This window comes from Pseudomonas sp. R2-37-08W (genome assembly GCF_003851705.1).
Taxonomy (GTDB): Bacteria; Pseudomonadota; Gammaproteobacteria; order Pseudomonadales; family Pseudomonadaceae; genus Aquipseudomonas.
This window is the reverse complement of sequence record NZ_CP027728.1, coordinates 2624271-2640960: the sequence shown is the minus strand read 5'-3', so window position 1 is coordinate 2640960 and position 16690 is coordinate 2624271. Positions and strand designations below refer to the sequence as shown.

Here is a 16690-nt window from a genome sequence, read left to right as displayed (position 1 = left end):
ATGAGCAAGCCACGTCAATTGAAACTCGGGGCCATGGTCCACGGTGTCGGCCACGGTTGGGGCGAATGGCGCCACCCGCAGGCGCAACCCAACGCCAGCACGAATTTCGGCTTTTACAGACAGCAGACCGAACTGGCCGAAGCCGCCCGGTTCGACTTCGTGTTCATCGCCGACAGCCTGCATATCCACGCCAAGTCTAGCCCGCACTACCTCAACCGGTTTGAACCGCTGACCATCCTGTCGGCCCTGGCCGCGCTGACCACGCACATCGGCCTGGTCGCCACCGTGACCGTCAGCTACACCGAGCCCTACCAGGTGGCGCGCCAGTTTGCCTCGCTGGACCATTTCAGCGGTGGCCGCGCCGGTTGGAACGTGGTCACTTCGTGGCTGAGCGGCACCGCCGATAACTTCGGCAAAGCCGAACACCCGCCTCACGCCGTGCGCTACCGCATCGCCAAGGAACACCTGAATGTGGTCAAGGGCCTGTGGGACTCCTGGGAAGACGACGCCTTTGCCTATAACAAGCACAGCGGCGAATTCTTCACCCCGCACAAGTTGCATGCGCTTAACCACCAGGGCGAATTTTTCTCGGTCAAGGGCCCGCTGAATATCGCGCGTTCGCGCCAAGGCCAGCCGGTGATTTTCCAGGCCGGCACCTCGGAAGACGGGCGCAACTTCGCCGCGCAGAATGCTGATGCGATCTTTGTGCATGTGGAGACTGTCGACGAGGGCAAAGCCTATACCGCCGACTTGAAACGCCGGGCCAAGGGCTTCGGGCGTGACCCCGACAGCCTGTCGATCCTGCCGGGTATCCGCCCGATTGTCGGGCGCGATGCCGCCGAAGTGGAAAGCCGTTATCAGCAGGCGGTGGAACTGGTCACCGTCGAAGATGCCATCGTCGCCCTCGGCCGTCCGTTCAACGACCATGACTTCAGCCAATACCCGCTTGACGCTCCGTTCCCGGAACTCGGCGACCTGGGCGCCAACAGCCAGAAAGGCGGCTCCGAACGCATCAAGCAATTGGCCAGGGACGAAGGCCTGACCCTGCGCGAAGTGGCGCTGCGCTTCTCACGGCCCAAGCGCGACTTCGTCGGCACACCGGAGCAGGTCGCCGATGCGATCCAGCGCTGGTTCGAAGAGGGAGCCAGCGATGGCTTCATCATCAACTCGGTGCTGCCCGATGGCTTGCAGTACTTCACTGAGCTGGTGGTGCCGGTGCTGCAGCAGCGTGGGTTGTTTCGTACCGAGTACAGCGGTCAGACGTTGCGCGACAACCTAGGACTGGAGGTGCCGGCCAACCGCTATAGCGTGGTTGAAACCCCTGAGACAGCCCTGGCCTGACACCATCCCCTGTGGGAGGGGGCTTGCCCCCGATAGCGGTGGTTCAGCCAATAAATCTGCCGCCTGACACGCCGCCATCGGGGGCAAGCCCCCTCCCACATTTTTGACCGAGTACATCCTCATGACTCAATTGTCCCTACGTGCTGTGGAAGCGGTCGATTTCGACACGACGCTCGAACGCCTCAGCGCCGAGCTGGCCAGTACCGCCCACCTGTACGATGAAAGCGGCGCCTTCCCCCACGATAATTTCAAGCGGCTGCATGAGCACGGTCTGATCGCCCTCACCGTGCCCAGCGCCCTCGGCGGCGGCGGTGCCAGCCTGCCCCTGGCGCGCAAGGCCATCAGCGCGATTGCCAAGGGCGAGCCCTCCACCGCGCTGATCCTGGTGATGCAATACCTGCAGCACAGCCGCTTGCAGGACAGCAAGACCTGGCCCCGGCACTTGCGTGTGCGCGTCGGCGAAGACGCGGTGCGCCATGGCGCGCTGATCAATGCCCTGCGCGTCGAGCCCGACCTGGGCACACCGGCCCGTGGCGGCTTGCCGGCGACCACCGCCGTACGCAGCGCCGAGGGCTGGCGTATCAGCGGGCGCAAAATCTACTCCACCGGCAGCCATGGCCTGAGCTGGTTCAGCGTGTGGGCGCGCAGCGACGACGCCGATCCGCTGGTGGGCGCCTGGCTGGTGCCCAAGGACAGCCCCGGTGTGAGCATCATCGACACCTGGGATCACCTGGGCATGCGCGCCACCTGCAGCCATGAAGTGGTGCTCGACAACGTGCTGGTGCCGCTGGACCACGCCGTCAGCGTCAGCCCGCGCAGCGCGCCGCAGCCGGAGCTGGATGGCGAGGGCCTGCTGTGGATGTCGGTGCTGCTGTCCTCGGTGTACGACGCCGTGGCCCAGGCCGCGCGGGACTGGCTGGTGAACTGGCTCGAAGAACGCCAGCCGTCGAATCTCGGCGCGGCGCTGTCCACCTTGCCGCGTTTCCAGGAGACCGTCGGCCATATCGACACCCTGTTGTTTGCCAACCGCAGCCTGCTCGATGCCGCCGCCGACGGCCACACGCCGGCCACCAACGCGGCGCAATTGAAGTACCTGGTGACCGGCAACGCCATTCGTGCGGTCGAGTTGGCCATCGAAGCCTCGGGCAACCCCGGCCTGTCACGGCACAGCCCACTGCAACGGCACTACCGCGATGTGCTGTGCAGTCGCGTCCACACCCCGCAGAACGACGCCGTGCTGCAAGGCGTCGGTAAAGCGGTGTTCGCCCAACGCCAGAAGGAACGCACATGAGTCAGCTGATTATTGCCAGCCAGTTGGACGAGGACTACAACGACGTAATCCGCGCACGTCTGGCCACGCGGCACCCCCACGCCCAGGTGATCGGCGTGCCCGCCGGCGTGCCGAGCGACCTGCCGCCCCAGGCGAATATCCTGCTGCTGCGCCCTATCAATGTGCGCGGCTACACCGCACCGGATACGCCACCACCGGGCTGGCCCTACGGCGCACAATGGGTGCACCTGGTGTCATCGGGCATCGACTTCTACCCGCATTGGCTGTTCAACGGCCCTCCTGTCACCACCTCACGGGGCAGCGCCGCCGACAACCTCGCCGAGTTCGCCCTGGCGGCGATCTTTGCCGCGTCCAAGCATTTGCCGGACATTTGGGTGAAAGACGCGCAGTGGCAATTCACCGCCCTGCGCCCACTCAAGGGCACCACCCTGGGCATCCTCGGCTTCGGCGCGATTGGTCAAAGCCTGGCGCAGAAAGCCCTGGCCCTGGGCATCCATGTCGTCGCATTGCGGCAGAGCCTGGCACCGTTTGGCGTGGGTGTAGAAGCCGCCAAGGACATCCACGACCTGTTCGCCCGTGCCGACCACCTGGTGGTGGCAGCACCGCTGACCGAGGCCACGCGGCACATCATCAACCGTGACGTGCTGGGCAGCGCCAAACCGGGGCTGCACCTGATCAATATCGCGCGCGGTGGGTTGCTGGATCAGGAAGCATTGCTAGAGGCACTGGACAATGGCCAGATCGGCCTGGCGTCACTGGACGTGACCGAGCCGGAGCCGTTGCCGGATGGGCATCCGTTGTACAGCCATCCGAGGGTGCGGTTGTCGCCGCATACGTCGGCGATTTCGACCAATAGCCGCAATGAGATTGCCGATACGTTTCTGGCCAATCTGGAGCGCTACGTGGACGGCCTTGAGTTAGCCAACGTAGCGAACGCCTGATGCAAAACCAACTGTGGGAGGGGGCTTGCTCCCGATAGCGGTGGGTCAGTCAAAAGATGCAGTGGCTGACACTCAGCAATCGGGAGCAAGCCCCCTCCCACATTGGTTCGGTGTTCGCCATTATTTGATGCGGTAGTGAAAAGTGTTGCGCACCGCCGGCACGGCGACTGGCTGGCCGTCGACGACCCTGGGCTGATAGCGAAAGGTATTCGCCGCCGCCAGCGAAGGCCGGATAAACAACGGATGACAGCCGTCCAGCACCTTGGGATTTTCCACGCGGCCCTGGGTATTGACGGTGTACTCCACCGAACAGTCGCCTTCGATATTTTTATCCAGTGCGCGCTCCGGGTAGTCCGGGGCGGCCTTGCTCAAGGGCTGGTACTGGCGGCTGTCGAACGCGGGAGTGGTTACCGGTACAGCAACTTGGGCTTTCTCGGAAGCCACACGCTCCTGGTTCAGGCGTTGCTGTTCCAGCTCCCGATTGCGTTGCTCGGTGGCCAGGCGCTGCTGTTGCTGCTCGATTCTCTGCGCTTCGACCCGTTTGCGCGCCAGAGCGGCCTTCTCGATTTTCTGCGCCTGGATCTGCGGGTCAACCTTCGGTTTGGCCGCTACCGGTACCGGGACCGCAACCGGCTCAGGCAATGCGGGCGCTACAGGCTCAGGCGCCGGCGCCGGCATCATCACCAGTTGCGTATGCATCACCCGAGGCGCGTCCACCTGCGGTGTCTGCGGCGACCAGCCCAGCATCAATGCCGCCACTACCGCCACATGCAACGCCACGGCGAGGCTTGCTGCCAGGCTGATGCGCCACATCCCGTCGCTGTGTGGCGCCCGCGCCTGTGTCGGGCTGTGCATGATCATCGCCGTCATTGCGGGGCCTCGGTCACCAGCCCCAGGTTGCTGACACCGCCCTTCTGCAACACCGCCATGGCCGCCACCACGCGGCCGTACCCGGCGTTGTCGTCCGCGCGGATATACACCTGGGTGTCGCTGCGCGCCGCCACCACCTGCATGACCTTGGCGCCCATTTCCTCCAGGCTCACGGCGCTGTCGGTCTGGTGCCGGGTATCCAGCTCGCCGCCCAGGTTCCAGTAGTAACCGCCGTTCGCCTGCACCGACAGCGTGAGGATCTGCTGGCGGGTGTCGGTGGCCAGCGCCTCGGCGGCGACCTTGGGCAACTCGATCTTCACACCCTGGGTCAGCATGGGCGCGGTGACCATGAAGATCACCAGCAGCACCAGCATCACGTCGATGTAAGGCACCACGTTCATCTCGGCCTTGGGCCCGTGCTTGCGTTGCGGCCTGGTCAACATCGGTTCGCTCCTTGTTCAGGCGGCCACGGCCAGGTTGATCGGGGTACCGCGCAGGGCACGGTGCAGGCGCACTTGCAGTTCGTTGCCGAAGGCGTAGTAACGGGTGAGCAGGTTCTGGCTGCGCGCGGCAAAGCGGTTATAGGCGATCACCGCCGGGATCGCCGCGAACAGGCCGATGGCCGTGGCAATCAAGGCTTCGGCGATGCCCGGCGCCACCGTCGACAGCGTGGCCTGTTGCACCTGGGACAAGCCGAGGAAGGAATTCATGATGCCCCACACCGTGCCGAACAGGCCGATGTAGGGGCTGACCGAGCCCACTGTCGCGAGAAATTGCAGGCCCTTTTCCAGCTCCAGCTCCTGCTCGGTGATCGCCACCTGCAAGGCGCGCTCCACGCCTTCGAGCACTGCGGGATCGTGATTGTGCAGGTGCTGGTATTCCTGCAGGCCGGCGATAAAAATCGGCGTCACACCGCCCTCGCCCGCCTGCACGGCGTCGCGATACAGCGGTTGCAGATCCGATGCGGCGCGAAAGCGCACCACGAAGGCGTGCAACTGCCGCTCCATGCGCCGCAGCACAGTGCCGCGCCGGATGATCAGGTACCAACTGATCACCGATGCCAACAGCAAGGTGATCATCACCGCCTTGACCAATAGGCTGGCGTCGCTGATCAAGCTCCAGATCGTCATATGTTCCATCGTCGCGTGCATGGTGAAGCTCCTATTCGATTAAAAATGCATGACTGGGTGATGACAGCTCAGGGCAATTGCAAGGCGCGGGTCACCTCGGCCCAGGGCACGAACTTGAAGTTCTGGGCTTGCTCGGGCATGCGCTTGCGCCCGTCCTGCACCACCAGTATGCCTTGGCTCCACGGCCCACCCAGGTTGACGGCGGTAGCCTCGAGGCCATCGGTTTCCGAGGCGCCATCGATGCCGGCGGCGGCGTTCAAACCGACGCGAAACGCCCCTCGCACGGCGAACGGCGGTTCGGCGTCGAGCACCAGGTAGCTGTCATTGCCCTGGCTGGAGACCACCAGGTAATCCCGCGCGGGGCTCTGGTACAACGCCAGGCCCTCGACGTCCGCGTGCAGCTGCGCGCCCACCTTGATCACGCTGGTCAGCGTCGCGGGCTGGTCGGCACGCGCATCCACCGCCCACACGCCGACGTCTTCTTCCCCGAGAAACAAGCGCTGGCGTTGATCGTCGGCCACGCAGCCTTCCGGCTGGCTGTCGACCTTGAACTGGCGCACCAGCTCGCCCTGCACGCGCCCGGCCGGCGCACTCAGGCGGTATTGCAGGAAGGTGCCGTCCTTGCCATTGGCGATCGCATAGAGCTCGCCGCTGGCTGGCTGGAACAGGCAGATGCCGTAGATTTCCTTGAGCGGCGTCGGCACTTCGCCGACTGCCTGCAGCTCGCCGCTCTGACGGTCGATGCTGAACAGGCTCAGGCTGTTGTGATCGCGATTGCTGGCGACGGCGAGGTCGACGGTCTGCGCGCCAAGCTTGAAGTTGGGGCGTACGTCGACGTTGTTCAGGCGGCCCACGGCCAGTTCCTGCAACAGCTTGCCGTTGAGGTCGTAGGCCAGCAGGCCCTGTTTTTTGTTGGTGCCCAGCACGCGACTTTTCGCGGGGGTGTGCGGGTGGATCCAGATGGCCGGATCATCCGCTGCATCGCCCTGGCGGCTCACCGGTTCGGTCTGGCGCACTGCGGCGACGTGGGGCAGCACCGGGGCAACTGGCACCGGTGTGGCCTGCCAGTCGAGGCGGCCCTGATACAGCTGGCCGCTGTCGTCATCGCGTACCAGCAACTGCCGGCCGTGGATCGCCAGTTGCTCCGGCTCCTTGAGGCCCGGCAAGCTCAGGCTCGACTGCTCGACCCAACGTTCGCCGGTTTGCTGGAACAGATGCAATTGCGCGGTTTTCGGGTCCAGGGCCACCATTCCACCCGGCACCAGCGCCATGGCGCCGGCTTCGCGCCTGGGGTCATCGAACAGCGCCACGGGCGTGCGTTTCACCGCGGCTTCCGGGTGCGCCGGGTAGGCCCACCAGCCGATATTGGCCTCGTTCACCACCAGGCGCGCGGCCGCATCATCCACCTGGCAGAACTGCGCCGATGGCGGCAGCGGCAGCCCGCGTACACGCTGCGCCTGGACCAGCAGCGTCGCGCCGTTGCCCACCAGCCATTGCTCGCCCTTGCCCTCCTCGCCCACCAGGAACACAAACAGGTTTGCCGCCGAATCGCGGTACAGGCACAGGCCGTTCACCGGGTAATCGCGGGTCGGCAGGTACAGGGGGTTGCCCCAGGTTTTGCCGGCGCTGTCCAGGCTGATCAGCAAGGCCTGTTGGCGATCGTTGTCGAGGCTGGCGACCAGCGTTTGAGTGCCAACGGTGCGTGTGTCGAGGCTGCTGAAATTACCCTTGAATCGGGCCAGTTCGACGCCTTTATCGTCAAGCAGCAACAGGCCATCGCGGGTGCTGGCGGCGAGGCGTTCAGTGGCGTTGGGCAGGAAGACCACGGCTTCGGCATTCAACCCCGGCGCCCAGGGAGCCAGGGCCAGGTCAACTGCGAACACCTGGCCTGACAGCGCCATCAACAGCAACAGCTTGCAAATTCTCATGGACAAACAAATCCTTTCAATACGGTGAAGATCCAATGTGGGAGGGGGCTTGCTCCCGATGGCGGTGGCTCAGTCAATGCATGTGCTGCCAGACACACCGCTATCGGGAGCAAGCCCCCTCCCACATTTCGACCGAGGTGTGGGTTAGAAATGAGTGAAGGTCAGGCCCAGCTTGTAAGTGGGCCCGTACTCTTCGTACTGGCCGTTGTAGCTGCGGTGGCCGGTGTAGACGAAGTACGACTCATCCGTGAGGTTCTGCGCCTCGAAGCTGACTTGCAGGTTTTTGCTCAGCGAATAGCGCGCGCTGAAATCGACGAAGGTCTGCGCATCCACATGCAGGTCGTGGGCTTTGTCGTTGATCGACGCCAGCTCGTACAGGTAGGCCGACTTGTAGTTGGCCGAAACGCGCAGGCTGAGCCTGTCGTCTTCCCAGCCCAGCATCAGGTTGCCGACGGTGTCCGACTGGTTGGGCAGGCTGATGTTGCGCTTGCGGTTACCGCCACTGGCGCTGTCGAAGCCCTCGATATCCGCGCTGGAGCGGCTGAAGGTGCTGTTGGCGCCGATCAGCAGGCCGTTCCACGGTGCGGGCAGCCAGTCGAATTTTTGCGAGTAGGCCAGTTCCAGGCCATACAGCTTGGCGCTGTCGCCGTTGGCGAAGGTGTGGGCCTCGGCAAAGTTGGCCCAGGCACCAGTGCCGGCGACGTCGGTGTTGTAGACGAAGTTCTGGATGTCCTTGTAGAACACGAACGCCGACACGGTACCGGCGCGGCCCATGAAGTGTTCGATGCCCAGGTCCAGGTTGCTCGATTCCAGGGGCTTGAGGTCCGGGTTGCCGAAGGTGGCTTCGTCATCATCGATCACGAAACCTGGGGCCAACTGGCCGAAGGTCGGGCGCACCACGGATTTGGTCCAGGCAGCGCGCACCTGGGTGTTCTTGTCGATCTGGTAGCGCGCATGCAGGCCTGGCAGCCAGTGGTGATAGCGGCGTTTGGTCTCGGTGGCGCTGAACTGGCCGTCCGTGGCGCCGGTGCCCTTGGCCTCGAACTCGGTGCCCTCGTAGCGCATCCCGGCGATGAAGCGCCAGTCGTCGATATCGACGGTGTTCATCAGGTAGCCGGCGTTGATGTCTTCGTGAATGGTGAAGTCGTTGACCCTGGATTCGGTGGGGTCGTAGAAGTCATCGCGGTTGAGGCCGCCGATCAGTTGGCGGATGTTACCCGCGCTGATGCCCGGCCCGAAACGGCCAAGGCGGTAGTCGACATTACCCTTCTGGAATTGGCTGAGGTTGAGCTGTTCGTCAGTCAAGCCCTGTTCATCCAGGTCCTTGTAGGCCCAGGCCTCCAGGTCGTTGTCCTTGTGGCGCCGGCTGACTTTGCCGCCGAACTTGAACTGGGAGGCGTAGCCACTCAGGTCATAGTCGCGGGCCAGGTCCAGGCGCAGGTTTTTCTCGGTGTCCTGGGTGTGCTGTTTTTCCCAGTCGACCTTGTCGAGGGTGAAATTGCCGGGGTCGTAGAAGCCGCTGCCGATGATCGGGCGTGGCTTGGCCGTGTCGTAGAAGCCGCTGTCGGCAAAGTCACCGCCGTCGAACGTGGCCCCGGCAATATGCGCCGGGCTGTCTTCACTGGAGCGGCTGTAGCCGGCCTGGCCGCTCAAGGTCCAGAGGCCAAGCATGCGCTCGCCGCCGAACACGTAGGACTGGATTTGCTGGGTTTCTTCGCGGTTCTTCAGCTTGCGCTTACCCTCGGCCTCGCCCAGTTCGCCCGTCGCCTGGGGGTCTGCGAATTCGAGGCTGGCGGCGTTGCGGGTTTCGGTGTCCTTGTAGCGACTGTAGAGGGTGCGCAGGTAGTAGCTGCTCAGGTCATCGGGTTTGTAGTCGAAGTTCAGCCCGCCACCGGCGCGTTCGCGGCGGATGTCGTAGTCGCGCTGTTCGAACTCGTTGAGCCTGGCGCCGTTGCTGAAATCCCAGGCGCCGCCGGTCTCGACGTTGTCCGAGCCGAAATCACGCTGCTGCCAACTGAGGGCCGCGGCCACGCCGAAGTTGTCGACACCGTCGCCGAGGCTGAAGCGGTTGCTGGCGGCGCCGGAGAATTTCGGGCTGGTCTGGGCGGTGTTCTTGTCATAGCTGGCCTCGGTACTGCCGGTATAGAACAGGCCCTTGTGGTCGAACGCCGACAGGCTTTTCACGTCGACGGTGCCGCCGAGGGAGTTGGCGTCCATGTCCGGCGTGAGGGTCTTGATCACCGACAGCGACTGCACCAGTTCCGAGGGCAGTACGTCGAGGGCCACGGCGCGGCGCTCGCTCTCGGGCGACGGCACCAGGGTGCCGTTGATGGTCACGCTGTTGAGGTCCGGGCCCAGGCCGCGCACGCTGACGAACCGGCCTTCGCCCTGGTCGCGCTCCACACTGATCCCCGGCAGGCGCTGCACCGCCTCGGCGACGTTCTCGTCCGGCAACTGCGCCACACCGTCGGCATGCACCACGCTCTTGATGCTGTCGGAGCTGCGCTGTTCCTTGAGGGCGCTGCCGATGGCGGCGGCCTGGCCGACCACCTCGACATGCTCGGTCTCGGCAGCGTTGAGCCGCTCGCAGGTGATCGCCAGGGCCAAGGCGGTAAGCGTAAAGCTGACGAGCCCGGTGCGCTTGTACATGAAACCCTCCCCAAGAATCCGTTGGCGCCAGGCAAGGGGCCCGGCAACTGGAAGGGCAAGCTAGGGGTGCGGGATGACGGTTCTGTGACAGAACTCGGCGTGAAGGCCCGTAAACCGGGCTTCAGCGCGGTACTGCCGGTGCAAATGAGCTGATATGACCTGTGAAGATCCCCTGTGGGAGGGGGCTTGCCCCCGATAGCGGTGGGTCAGCGACAAATAGGCTGGCTGATATACCGCTATCGGGAGCAAGCCCCCTCCCACATTTTGATTTTTCATCGCCCTTTGACGTGAGCTGATCCGACCCTCCCCCACCGTCATCCAACCGTCACATGCATCTGCTGTGCTGGCGCCCACGACTGGCTCATCCAAGGACCCGCACCCATGTTTTGCGTGCTCAAACCCCATCGCTGGAAGCTCGCCCTGCTGCTGATCGCCGCCAACCTCGGGCTGATCCTGCACCTGGCCTGCGGCGAGCTCAAAAGCCTCAGTGAGTGGGTGTGGCTGGATATCGTCGGTGAAGGCGGTTCGGCGCTGCTCGCGTTGATATGGCTGGGCCTGGTGCTGAAAAGCCGCCCCGCCGGGCGGGTCACCAACTATTTGGCGCTGGGCCTGTCGTGCATCTTTTTTTCCTGGTGGATCGACAGCCTCGACGAGTTCATTCGCCTGCCCGACAGCATCACCTGGGACCACTGGCTGGAGTCGGGGCCGATGCCGGTGGGCATGATCCTGCTGACGATCGGCATCTACCACTGGCACCGCGAACAACTGGCGATCAGCGCACAGATGGAAAAGCGCGAGCGCCTGTTCCGCGAGCATCGGCTGTTCGACAAACTCACGCCCCTGGCCGGTGCCGACTACCTCAAGCGCCAGCTCGAAAGCAGCCTGCACGACAGCCGCGACCAGCAGCAACCGCTGTCGCTGCTGGCCCTGGACCTGGACCACTTTGCCGCCATCAACCAAGCCTACGGGCATGCCGAGGGCGATGCGGTACTGCAGGCGGTCAGCCATGTGCTGTTGCTCAACCTGCGCCGCCAGGACCTGCTGTGCCGCCTGGCGGGCGACCGCTTTGTGGTGCTGCTGGCCAACACCGGCGAGCGCCAGGCCCAGGGGTTGGCGCTGGAGTTGCAGCAAGCGGTGCAGAGCCTGGCGCACAAAACCCGGCTGCAGGGCGAGCGCCTGCAACTGGCGGCGACCACGGCGGTGGTAATGGCCCTGGACGAGCCGCCCCACGATCTGCTCAGGCGCCTGAACCTGGCGCTGGCGCGGGCCAAGCAACCCCTTGCGAAAAGCGCCTGAGATGGCCGTGAAAGCCAGCTGGTATGAAAGCGACAGCCGCTTCATTCCCGGCCATTACCAGCCCGCCACGTTGATCGACCTGGCCTTGTCCCGAGACATCGACAGCCATCGCCTGCTGCGCGGCACCGGGCTGTTCCACGAAGACATCCTGGCCGGCAACGCCCGCTTGAGCCCCCGGCAGTTCCTCGACGTGATCGGCAACAGCCGCAAATTGCTGGACGCCGATGACAGCAGTTTCCTGTTTGGCCAACGCCTGCTGCCCGGCCACTATGGCGCGGCCAGCCATGCACTGGGGCATGCGCAGAATCTGCACCAGGCGCTGGAGATCCTGATCCAGCAACAGGTGCTGCTCAACCCGCTGGTCACCCTGCACCTGGAGCTGGATGAGCATCACGCCTACCTGTACTGGCGGGACAATTGCGGCGCCGGCGAGCACTGGCGCTTTGTGCTGGAGGCGAGCATGACCTCGCTGGTGGCCATGAGCCAATGGCTCAGCGGCCAGCGCCTGCCGTGGGTGTGCGCTTTCAGCCACGCCGAGCCGCGCTATGTGGAGCAATACTGGGTGCACCTGGGCGAACACACGCGCTTCGAACGTCCATTGGACATGATGTGCCTGCCGCGCGAGTACCTGACCCGCGCATGGCCCGGTGCCTCGGCCACGGCAGGCCAGGTGGCGCGCCAGCACGCCCGCGAGCAGATCGACCAGTTGGGCTTTGCCGCCAGTTTCCTCGACTGCCTCCACGACTACCTGCGCGAGCACGTACGCCAGCCGCCGAGTCTGGAACAGGCCGCGCTGGCCTTCGCCATGAGCCCGGCGACCCTCAAGCGCAAGCTGCACAAGCACGACACCGGCTTTCAGCAACAGGTGGACCGGGTACGCAAGCACATGGCGTTGCACCTGTATCAGGTCAAAGGCTTGAGCAACGATGAAGTTGCCGCGTACCTGAACTTCAACGATGCGGCGAACTTTCGGCGCGCATTCAAGCGCTGGACCGGCAGCACGCCCAGCCTGATCCGCCAGTTGTTCAGCAGCCGCTAGCCAGGCGTTCGCGCAGGAACTCGACCAACGCCTGCACCGGCCGCGAACTCTGCCGATGCTGGGGGTACACCGCCGACAGGGTCAGGGCTTCGGGGGCGAACGCGTCCAGTACGCTGACCAGGCGGCCGTCCTTCAACGCGTCGCCGACGATAAAGGTCGGCAGGTAGGTCACGCCCAGGCCGGCAATCGCGGTGTCACGCAGCAGATCGCCGTTATTGACGCGCATGCGCCCGCTCACGTTCAGCGCTTGCAGCTTGCCCTTGAAGCGCCATTGCACGTGACGGCCGTGGCCGTAGGGCAGGCAATCGTGGGCAGCGAGGTCATCGGGCTTTTGCGGTGTGCCGCGCAGGGCCAGGTAGTCGGGGCTGGCGCAGTAGACACGTGGGATGCTGGCGATACGACGGGCGATCAAGGTGGAATCTTCCAGGGTGCCGATGCGCAGCACCAGGTCGTAGCCTTCGCCGATCAGGTCCACGGGGCGGTCGCTGAGGTCGACTTCCACCGCCACCTCGGGATAGCGCTGCAGGAACAGCGGCAACAGGCAACCCAGATGCGCCATGGCAAATGACAACGGCGCGCTGAGGCGAATGGTGCCGCGCGGTTCGCTGTTCTGACCGGCGATGCCCTGCTCCACTTGCTCCACATCACTGAGCAGGCGCAAGGCGGATTCGTAGTAACTCTGGCCCAGAGGCGTGACATCCAGGCGACGCGTGGAGCGGTTGAGCAGGCGCACGCCGAGACGATCCTCGAGCTGGATCAGGCGGCGGCTGACAAACTGCTTGGACAGGCCCAGTTGCTCGGCGGCGGCGGTGAAACTGCCGGATTCCATGACCTGGCAGAACAGGCGCATGTCTTCGAAAGGGTTCATTGTCGCTTCTCGGTGGACGATGGGCTGTTTTATAACCGGTTGGTCGCAGCACCACAAATCAAAATGTGAACACAGGCAAATGTGGGAGGGGGCTTGCTCCCGATAGCGGTGGGTCAGCAACAGATAAGCTGACTGATACACCGCTATCGGGAGCAAGCCCCTCCCACAGGGATTACCGACAGGTTTGAGGACGAGTTACTTGGCGGTGAACGCCGAGTAGCTGTTCATCAGGTTGCGGTAGTTGGGGATGCGCGGTGACAGCAGGTTGGCCAGGCCTTCCATGTCGTTGCGCCAGTCAACCTGCAGCTCGCAGGCCACGGCGAACCAGTTCACCAGTTGCGCACCGGCCGCAGTCATGCGCGCCCAGGCGGCTTGTTGCACGGTTTCGTTGAAGGTGCCGGAGGCGTCGGTGACCACGAACACCTCAAAGCCTTCATCGAGGGCACACAGGGTCGGGAACGCGACGCACACATCGGTCACCACGCCGGCAATGATGATCTGCTTGCGGCCGGTCGCCTTGACAGCCTTGACGAACTCTTCGTTGTCCCAGGCGTTGATCTGGCCAGGCCGGGCGATGTACGGCGCGTCCGGGAACAGCGCCTTGAGTTCCGGTACCAGCGGGCCGTTGGGGCCGCTTTCAAAGCTGGTGGTCAGGATGGTCGGCAGGTTGAAGAACTTCGCCACGTCGGCCAGGGCCAGTACGTTGTTCTTGAATTCGTTGGGGGAGAAATCCTGCACCAGCGAAATCAGGCCGGTCTGGTGATCGACCAGCAGTACAACAGCATCATCTTTGTTCAAGCGCGAATAAGTCATGCGGGTAACTCCTTTGGGTAGTGACAATCAGAAGGCAAAGCACGAACAGCCAAACGCACCCCAGAAACCCTGGAAGTCGCTGACCGGCACGCTGGAAAGACGGGCTTTTTCATGGCTGTGGGAATGCACGCCACACGGGCCGCTGCACTGGTGAACTTGAGCTTGCAGCGGTGAGCTGGGGCGCCAGTGCCCCGGTACCTTGACCACCGGCGACCAGTCCGGCAGTACCGGAACGCGCGGTGGCGCGTAATCTTCGAAGTCACCGGCGCCGTAGACCACCTTGCCGCCAACCACGGTGAGCACCGATTCGATCCACTTGATGGCTTCTTCATCGACACTGAAAAAATCTGCCGACAACGCCGCCACGTCTGCCAGTTGACCGACCTTGATCTGGCCTTTCTTGCCCTGCTCTGACGAGAACCAGGCGCTGCCGTGGGTAAACAGTTCCAACGCGGTGAGGCGCGGCAAGCCCTCGGCGTGCAGCTCCAGGCCACCGACGGTGCGGCCGCTGACCATCCAGTACAGCGAGGTCCACGGGTTGTAGCTCGACACCCGCGTGGCGTCGGTGCCCGCGCCCACCGGTACGCCTTCGGCGAGCATGCGCTTGATCGGCGGCGTGGCTTCGGCGGCCTTGGCACCGTAACGCTCAACGAAGTATTCGCCCTGGAACGCCATGCGGTCCTGGATCGCAATGCCGCCGCCCAGGGCGCGCACGCGCTCGATGTTTTTCGGGGTGATGGTTTCGGCGTGGTCGAAGAACCACGGCAGGCCATTGAACGGTATGTCGCGGTTGACCTTTTCGAACACGTCGAGCATGCGCGAGATCGACTCGTCGTACGTGGCGTGCAGGCGGAACGGCCAGCGCTGTTCCACCAGATGGCGTACCACCGGTTCCAGCTCCTGTTCCATGGTCAGCGGCAGGTCCGGGCGCGGTTCGAGGAAGTCTTCGAAGTCCGCGGCCGAAAACACCAGCATCTCGCCGGCGCCGTTGTGGCGCAGGTAGTCATCGCCCTGGTGCAGGGTGACGCTGCCGGTCCAATTCTTGAAGTCGCTGAGCTCTTCCTTGGGCTTCTGGGTGAACAGGTTGTAGGCGATGCGCACCGTCAACTGCTGGTCCTTGGCCAGTTGCTCGATCACCGCGTAGTCGTCGGGATAGTTCTGGAAACCGCCGCCGGCATCGATGGCGCTGGTCAGGCCCAGGCGATTGAGCTCACGCATGAACTGGCGGGTGGAGTTGACTTGATATTCCAAGGGCAGTTTCGGGCCTTTGGCCAGCGTGGAATACAGGATCATCGCGTTGGGCCGCGCCACCAGCATGCCGGTGGGGTTGCCGTGGCTGTCGCGCACGATCTCGCCGCCCGGTGGGTTCGGCGTGTCCTTGGTGTAACCGGCCACGCGCAACGCGGCCCGGTTGAGCAAGGCGCGGTCGTACAGGTGCAGCACGAACACCGGCGTGTCCGGCGCAGCCTGGTTGAGCTCCTCCAGGGTCGGCATGCGTTTTTCGGCAAACTGGAATTCGTTCCAGCCGCCCACCACGCGTACCCACTGCGGCGTGGGGGTGCGGTCGGCCTGGTCCTTGAGCATGCGCAAGGCATCAGCCAGGGACGGCACGCCTTCCCAGCGCAACTCGAGGTTGTAGTTCAGCCCGCCACGGATCAGGTGCAGGTGCGAGTCGTTGAGGCCGGGAATCACGGTGCGGCCCTTGAGGTCGATGACCTGGGTGGCGCTGCCGCGCAGGGCCATGGCTTCACCGTCAGTGCCCACGGCGACGAAGCGTCCGTCACGGATGGCGACGGCGGTGGCGCGTGGATTTTCCCGGTCCACGGTGTGGAACTGGCCATTGAACAGAATCAGATCGGCGTTCATAGGGTTTCCTTTTCAGAGGCTTCAAGCCAGGGAGCGAACAGGCGGGTGGCGGCCGGCATCAGCAGGTAAACCACCAGCAGCACGATGGTCAGGGTGACCAGGAAGGTGGAGACCACGTAGTTGGACAGAAACGGGTGCAACCGCAGGACCGGGCCCCAGATAAACGGCAGGAGCAGGGTCTGCGGCAGGATCACAAACAGGCTCACCACCGCCTGTTTCCAGCGCGGCGGCTTGGCCGCGCCGTCGGCCTGGGGGGCGAACCAGAATTCATTGGCGCCGCCGATTTCAGTCTGGTCGCCGTCGGCCAGCATTGGCGCGGCTTCGTCGATCAGGGCCCGACGTTGTGGCGACTCGAGCCACAACTCCAGGGCGTCGGTGGAGCGGTAGCGCAGTACGCAGGTAAACAGCGCCATGCCGCCCTGCTGGCTGCGCACTACGTCGACGCCAAGGTGGCCGGGGCGTTCACCGGCGATGCGCACGATGCGGCGCAGCCAGGCTTCGTACTCGGTTTCGCGGCCGGGCTTGACCCGGTGCTTGACGACCAGCGTGACGACTTCGTCGGGGCTGGTGTTAGGTGTTGGGTCCATGATTGGGTGTTTCCCCCCGGTGCATTGAGCGATGGAGGGAGTTTGCTGGGCAATGGCGGTGGAGAATTGAA

At 64.2% G+C, this 16690-nt stretch carries 14 protein-coding genes; 5 read left to right on the top strand and 9 right to left on the bottom strand.

The features are described 5' to 3' along the window. The 3 genes from C4J93_RS12190 (at position 1) to C4J93_RS12180 (ending at position 3573) form a co-directional block, all read left to right on the top strand. On the top strand, positions 1 to 1341 hold the full coding sequence (locus C4J93_RS12190; RefSeq protein WP_124429443.1) for an LLM class flavin-dependent oxidoreductase: 1341 nt from the start codon (positions 1 to 3) through the stop codon (positions 1339 to 1341). Between the two features lie 121 nt (positions 1342 to 1462). Continuing rightward, the gene (locus tag C4J93_RS12185; RefSeq protein ID WP_124429442.1) at positions 1463 to 2632 is read left to right on the top strand and encodes an acyl-CoA dehydrogenase family protein; all 1170 of its coding nucleotides are present in this window, start codon (positions 1463 to 1465) and stop codon (positions 2630 to 2632) included. Then, entirely contained in the window at positions 2629 to 3573 is a 945-nt protein-coding gene (locus tag C4J93_RS12180; protein WP_124429441.1) for a D-isomer specific 2-hydroxyacid dehydrogenase family protein, read from the top strand. Before C4J93_RS12185 ends, C4J93_RS12180 begins: the two co-directional genes overlap by 4 nt. A 120-nt stretch (positions 3574 to 3693) precedes the next feature. Here C4J93_RS12180 and C4J93_RS12175 read toward each other — a convergent pair whose 3' ends face one another. The 5 genes from C4J93_RS12175 to C4J93_RS12155 form a co-directional block, all read right to left on the bottom strand. After that, a complete protein-coding gene (locus tag C4J93_RS12175; RefSeq protein ID WP_124429440.1) occupies positions 3694 to 4443 on the bottom strand; it encodes an energy transducer TonB in 750 nt (249 codons plus the stop codon). After that, positions 4440 to 4886 (bottom strand): protein TolR, encoded by a 447-nt coding sequence (gene tolR, locus C4J93_RS12170; RefSeq protein ID WP_124429439.1) that lies wholly within the window; start codon positions 4884 to 4886, stop codon positions 4440 to 4442. The genes C4J93_RS12175 and tolR overlap by 4 nt, the downstream gene beginning before the upstream one ends. A gap of 15 nt (positions 4887 to 4901) precedes the next feature. After that, entirely contained in the window at positions 4902 to 5594 is a 693-nt protein-coding gene (gene tolQ / locus C4J93_RS12165; RefSeq protein WP_124429438.1) for a protein TolQ, read from the bottom strand. Positions 5595 to 5641: 47 nt separating this feature from the next. Beyond that, positions 5642 to 7501 carry a phytase gene (locus tag C4J93_RS12160; RefSeq protein ID WP_124429437.1) on the bottom strand — a complete coding sequence of 620 codons (1860 nt, stop codon included), beginning with the start codon at positions 7499 to 7501 and terminating at the stop codon, positions 5642 to 5644. A 144-nt stretch (positions 7502 to 7645) separates the two neighbouring features. After that, positions 7646 to 10150 (bottom strand): TonB-dependent receptor, encoded by a 2505-nt coding sequence (locus C4J93_RS12155; RefSeq protein ID WP_124429436.1) that lies wholly within the window; start codon positions 10148 to 10150, stop codon positions 7646 to 7648. Between the two features lie 381 nt (positions 10151 to 10531). Between C4J93_RS12155 and C4J93_RS12150 the strand changes: the two genes are divergently transcribed. Further along, the gene (locus C4J93_RS12150; protein ID WP_124362570.1) at positions 10532 to 11446 is read left to right on the top strand and encodes a GGDEF domain-containing protein; all 915 of its coding nucleotides are present in this window, start codon (positions 10532 to 10534) and stop codon (positions 11444 to 11446) included. A 1-nt stretch (position 11447) separates the two neighbouring features. Next, positions 11448 to 12485: an AraC family transcriptional regulator gene (locus tag C4J93_RS12145; protein ID WP_124429435.1), complete on the top strand. Its 1038-nt coding sequence runs from the start codon at positions 11448 to 11450 to the stop codon at positions 12483 to 12485. On the opposite strand, the gene C4J93_RS12140 is transcribed toward C4J93_RS12145, so the two are convergent. From C4J93_RS12140 to C4J93_RS12125, 4 genes are all read right to left on the bottom strand, one after another. Continuing rightward, positions 12472 to 13353 (bottom strand): LysR family transcriptional regulator, encoded by an 882-nt coding sequence (locus C4J93_RS12140; protein ID WP_124366798.1) that lies wholly within the window; start codon positions 13351 to 13353, stop codon positions 12472 to 12474. The genes C4J93_RS12145 and C4J93_RS12140 overlap by 14 nt on opposite strands. Before the next feature lie 195 nt (positions 13354 to 13548). Further along, positions 13549 to 14166, bottom strand: coding sequence for an isochorismate family cysteine hydrolase YcaC (ycaC, locus tag C4J93_RS12135; protein WP_057722054.1), 618 nt, complete (start codon positions 14164 to 14166; stop codon positions 13549 to 13551). 27 nt (positions 14167 to 14193) lie between these two features. Continuing rightward, positions 14194 to 16032: an amidohydrolase gene (locus C4J93_RS12130; RefSeq protein ID WP_124429434.1), complete on the bottom strand. Its 1839-nt coding sequence runs from the start codon at positions 16030 to 16032 to the stop codon at positions 14194 to 14196. Next, the gene (locus C4J93_RS12125; protein WP_124366795.1) at positions 16029 to 16619 is read right to left on the bottom strand and encodes an antibiotic biosynthesis monooxygenase; all 591 of its coding nucleotides are present in this window, start codon (positions 16617 to 16619) and stop codon (positions 16029 to 16031) included. Before C4J93_RS12125 ends, C4J93_RS12130 begins: the two co-directional genes overlap by 4 nt. Between the last annotated feature and the right edge of the window lie 71 nt (positions 16620 to 16690).

What these genes read in the sequence shown, in the direction of transcription:
- C4J93_RS12190 (WP_124429443.1), top strand. Translation starts at nt 1, where the DNA reads ATGAGCAAGCCACGTCAATTGAAACTCGGGGCCATGGTCCACGGTGTC.
- C4J93_RS12185 (WP_124429442.1), top strand. Translation starts at nt 1,463, where the DNA reads ATGACTCAATTGTCCCTACGTGCTGTGGAAGCGGTCGATTTCGACACG.
- C4J93_RS12180 (WP_124429441.1), top strand. Translation starts at nt 2,629, where the DNA reads ATGAGTCAGCTGATTATTGCCAGCCAGTTGGACGAGGACTACAACGAC.
- C4J93_RS12175 (WP_124429440.1), bottom strand. Translation starts at nt 4,443, where the DNA reads ATGACGGCGATGATCATGCACAGCCCGACACAGGCGCGGGCGCCACAC.
- tolR (WP_124429439.1), bottom strand. Translation starts at nt 4,886, where the DNA reads ATGTTGACCAGGCCGCAACGCAAGCACGGGCCCAAGGCCGAGATGAAC.
- tolQ (WP_124429438.1), bottom strand. Translation starts at nt 5,594, where the DNA reads ATGCACGCGACGATGGAACATATGACGATCTGGAGCTTGATCAGCGAC.
- C4J93_RS12160 (WP_124429437.1), bottom strand. Translation starts at nt 7,501, where the DNA reads ATGAGAATTTGCAAGCTGTTGCTGTTGATGGCGCTGTCAGGCCAGGTG.
- C4J93_RS12155 (WP_124429436.1), bottom strand. Translation starts at nt 10,150, where the DNA reads ATGTACAAGCGCACCGGGCTCGTCAGCTTTACGCTTACCGCCTTGGCC.
- C4J93_RS12150 (WP_124362570.1), top strand. Translation starts at nt 10,532, where the DNA reads ATGTTTTGCGTGCTCAAACCCCATCGCTGGAAGCTCGCCCTGCTGCTG.
- C4J93_RS12145 (WP_124429435.1), top strand. Translation starts at nt 11,448, where the DNA reads ATGGCCGTGAAAGCCAGCTGGTATGAAAGCGACAGCCGCTTCATTCCC.
- C4J93_RS12140 (WP_124366798.1), bottom strand. Translation starts at nt 13,353, where the DNA reads ATGAACCCTTTCGAAGACATGCGCCTGTTCTGCCAGGTCATGGAATCC.
- ycaC (WP_057722054.1), bottom strand. Translation starts at nt 14,166, where the DNA reads ATGACTTATTCGCGCTTGAACAAAGATGATGCTGTTGTACTGCTGGTC.
- C4J93_RS12130 (WP_124429434.1), bottom strand. Translation starts at nt 16,032, where the DNA reads ATGAACGCCGATCTGATTCTGTTCAATGGCCAGTTCCACACCGTGGAC.
- C4J93_RS12125 (WP_124366795.1), bottom strand. Translation starts at nt 16,619, where the DNA reads ATGGACCCAACACCTAACACCAGCCCCGACGAAGTCGTCACGCTGGTC.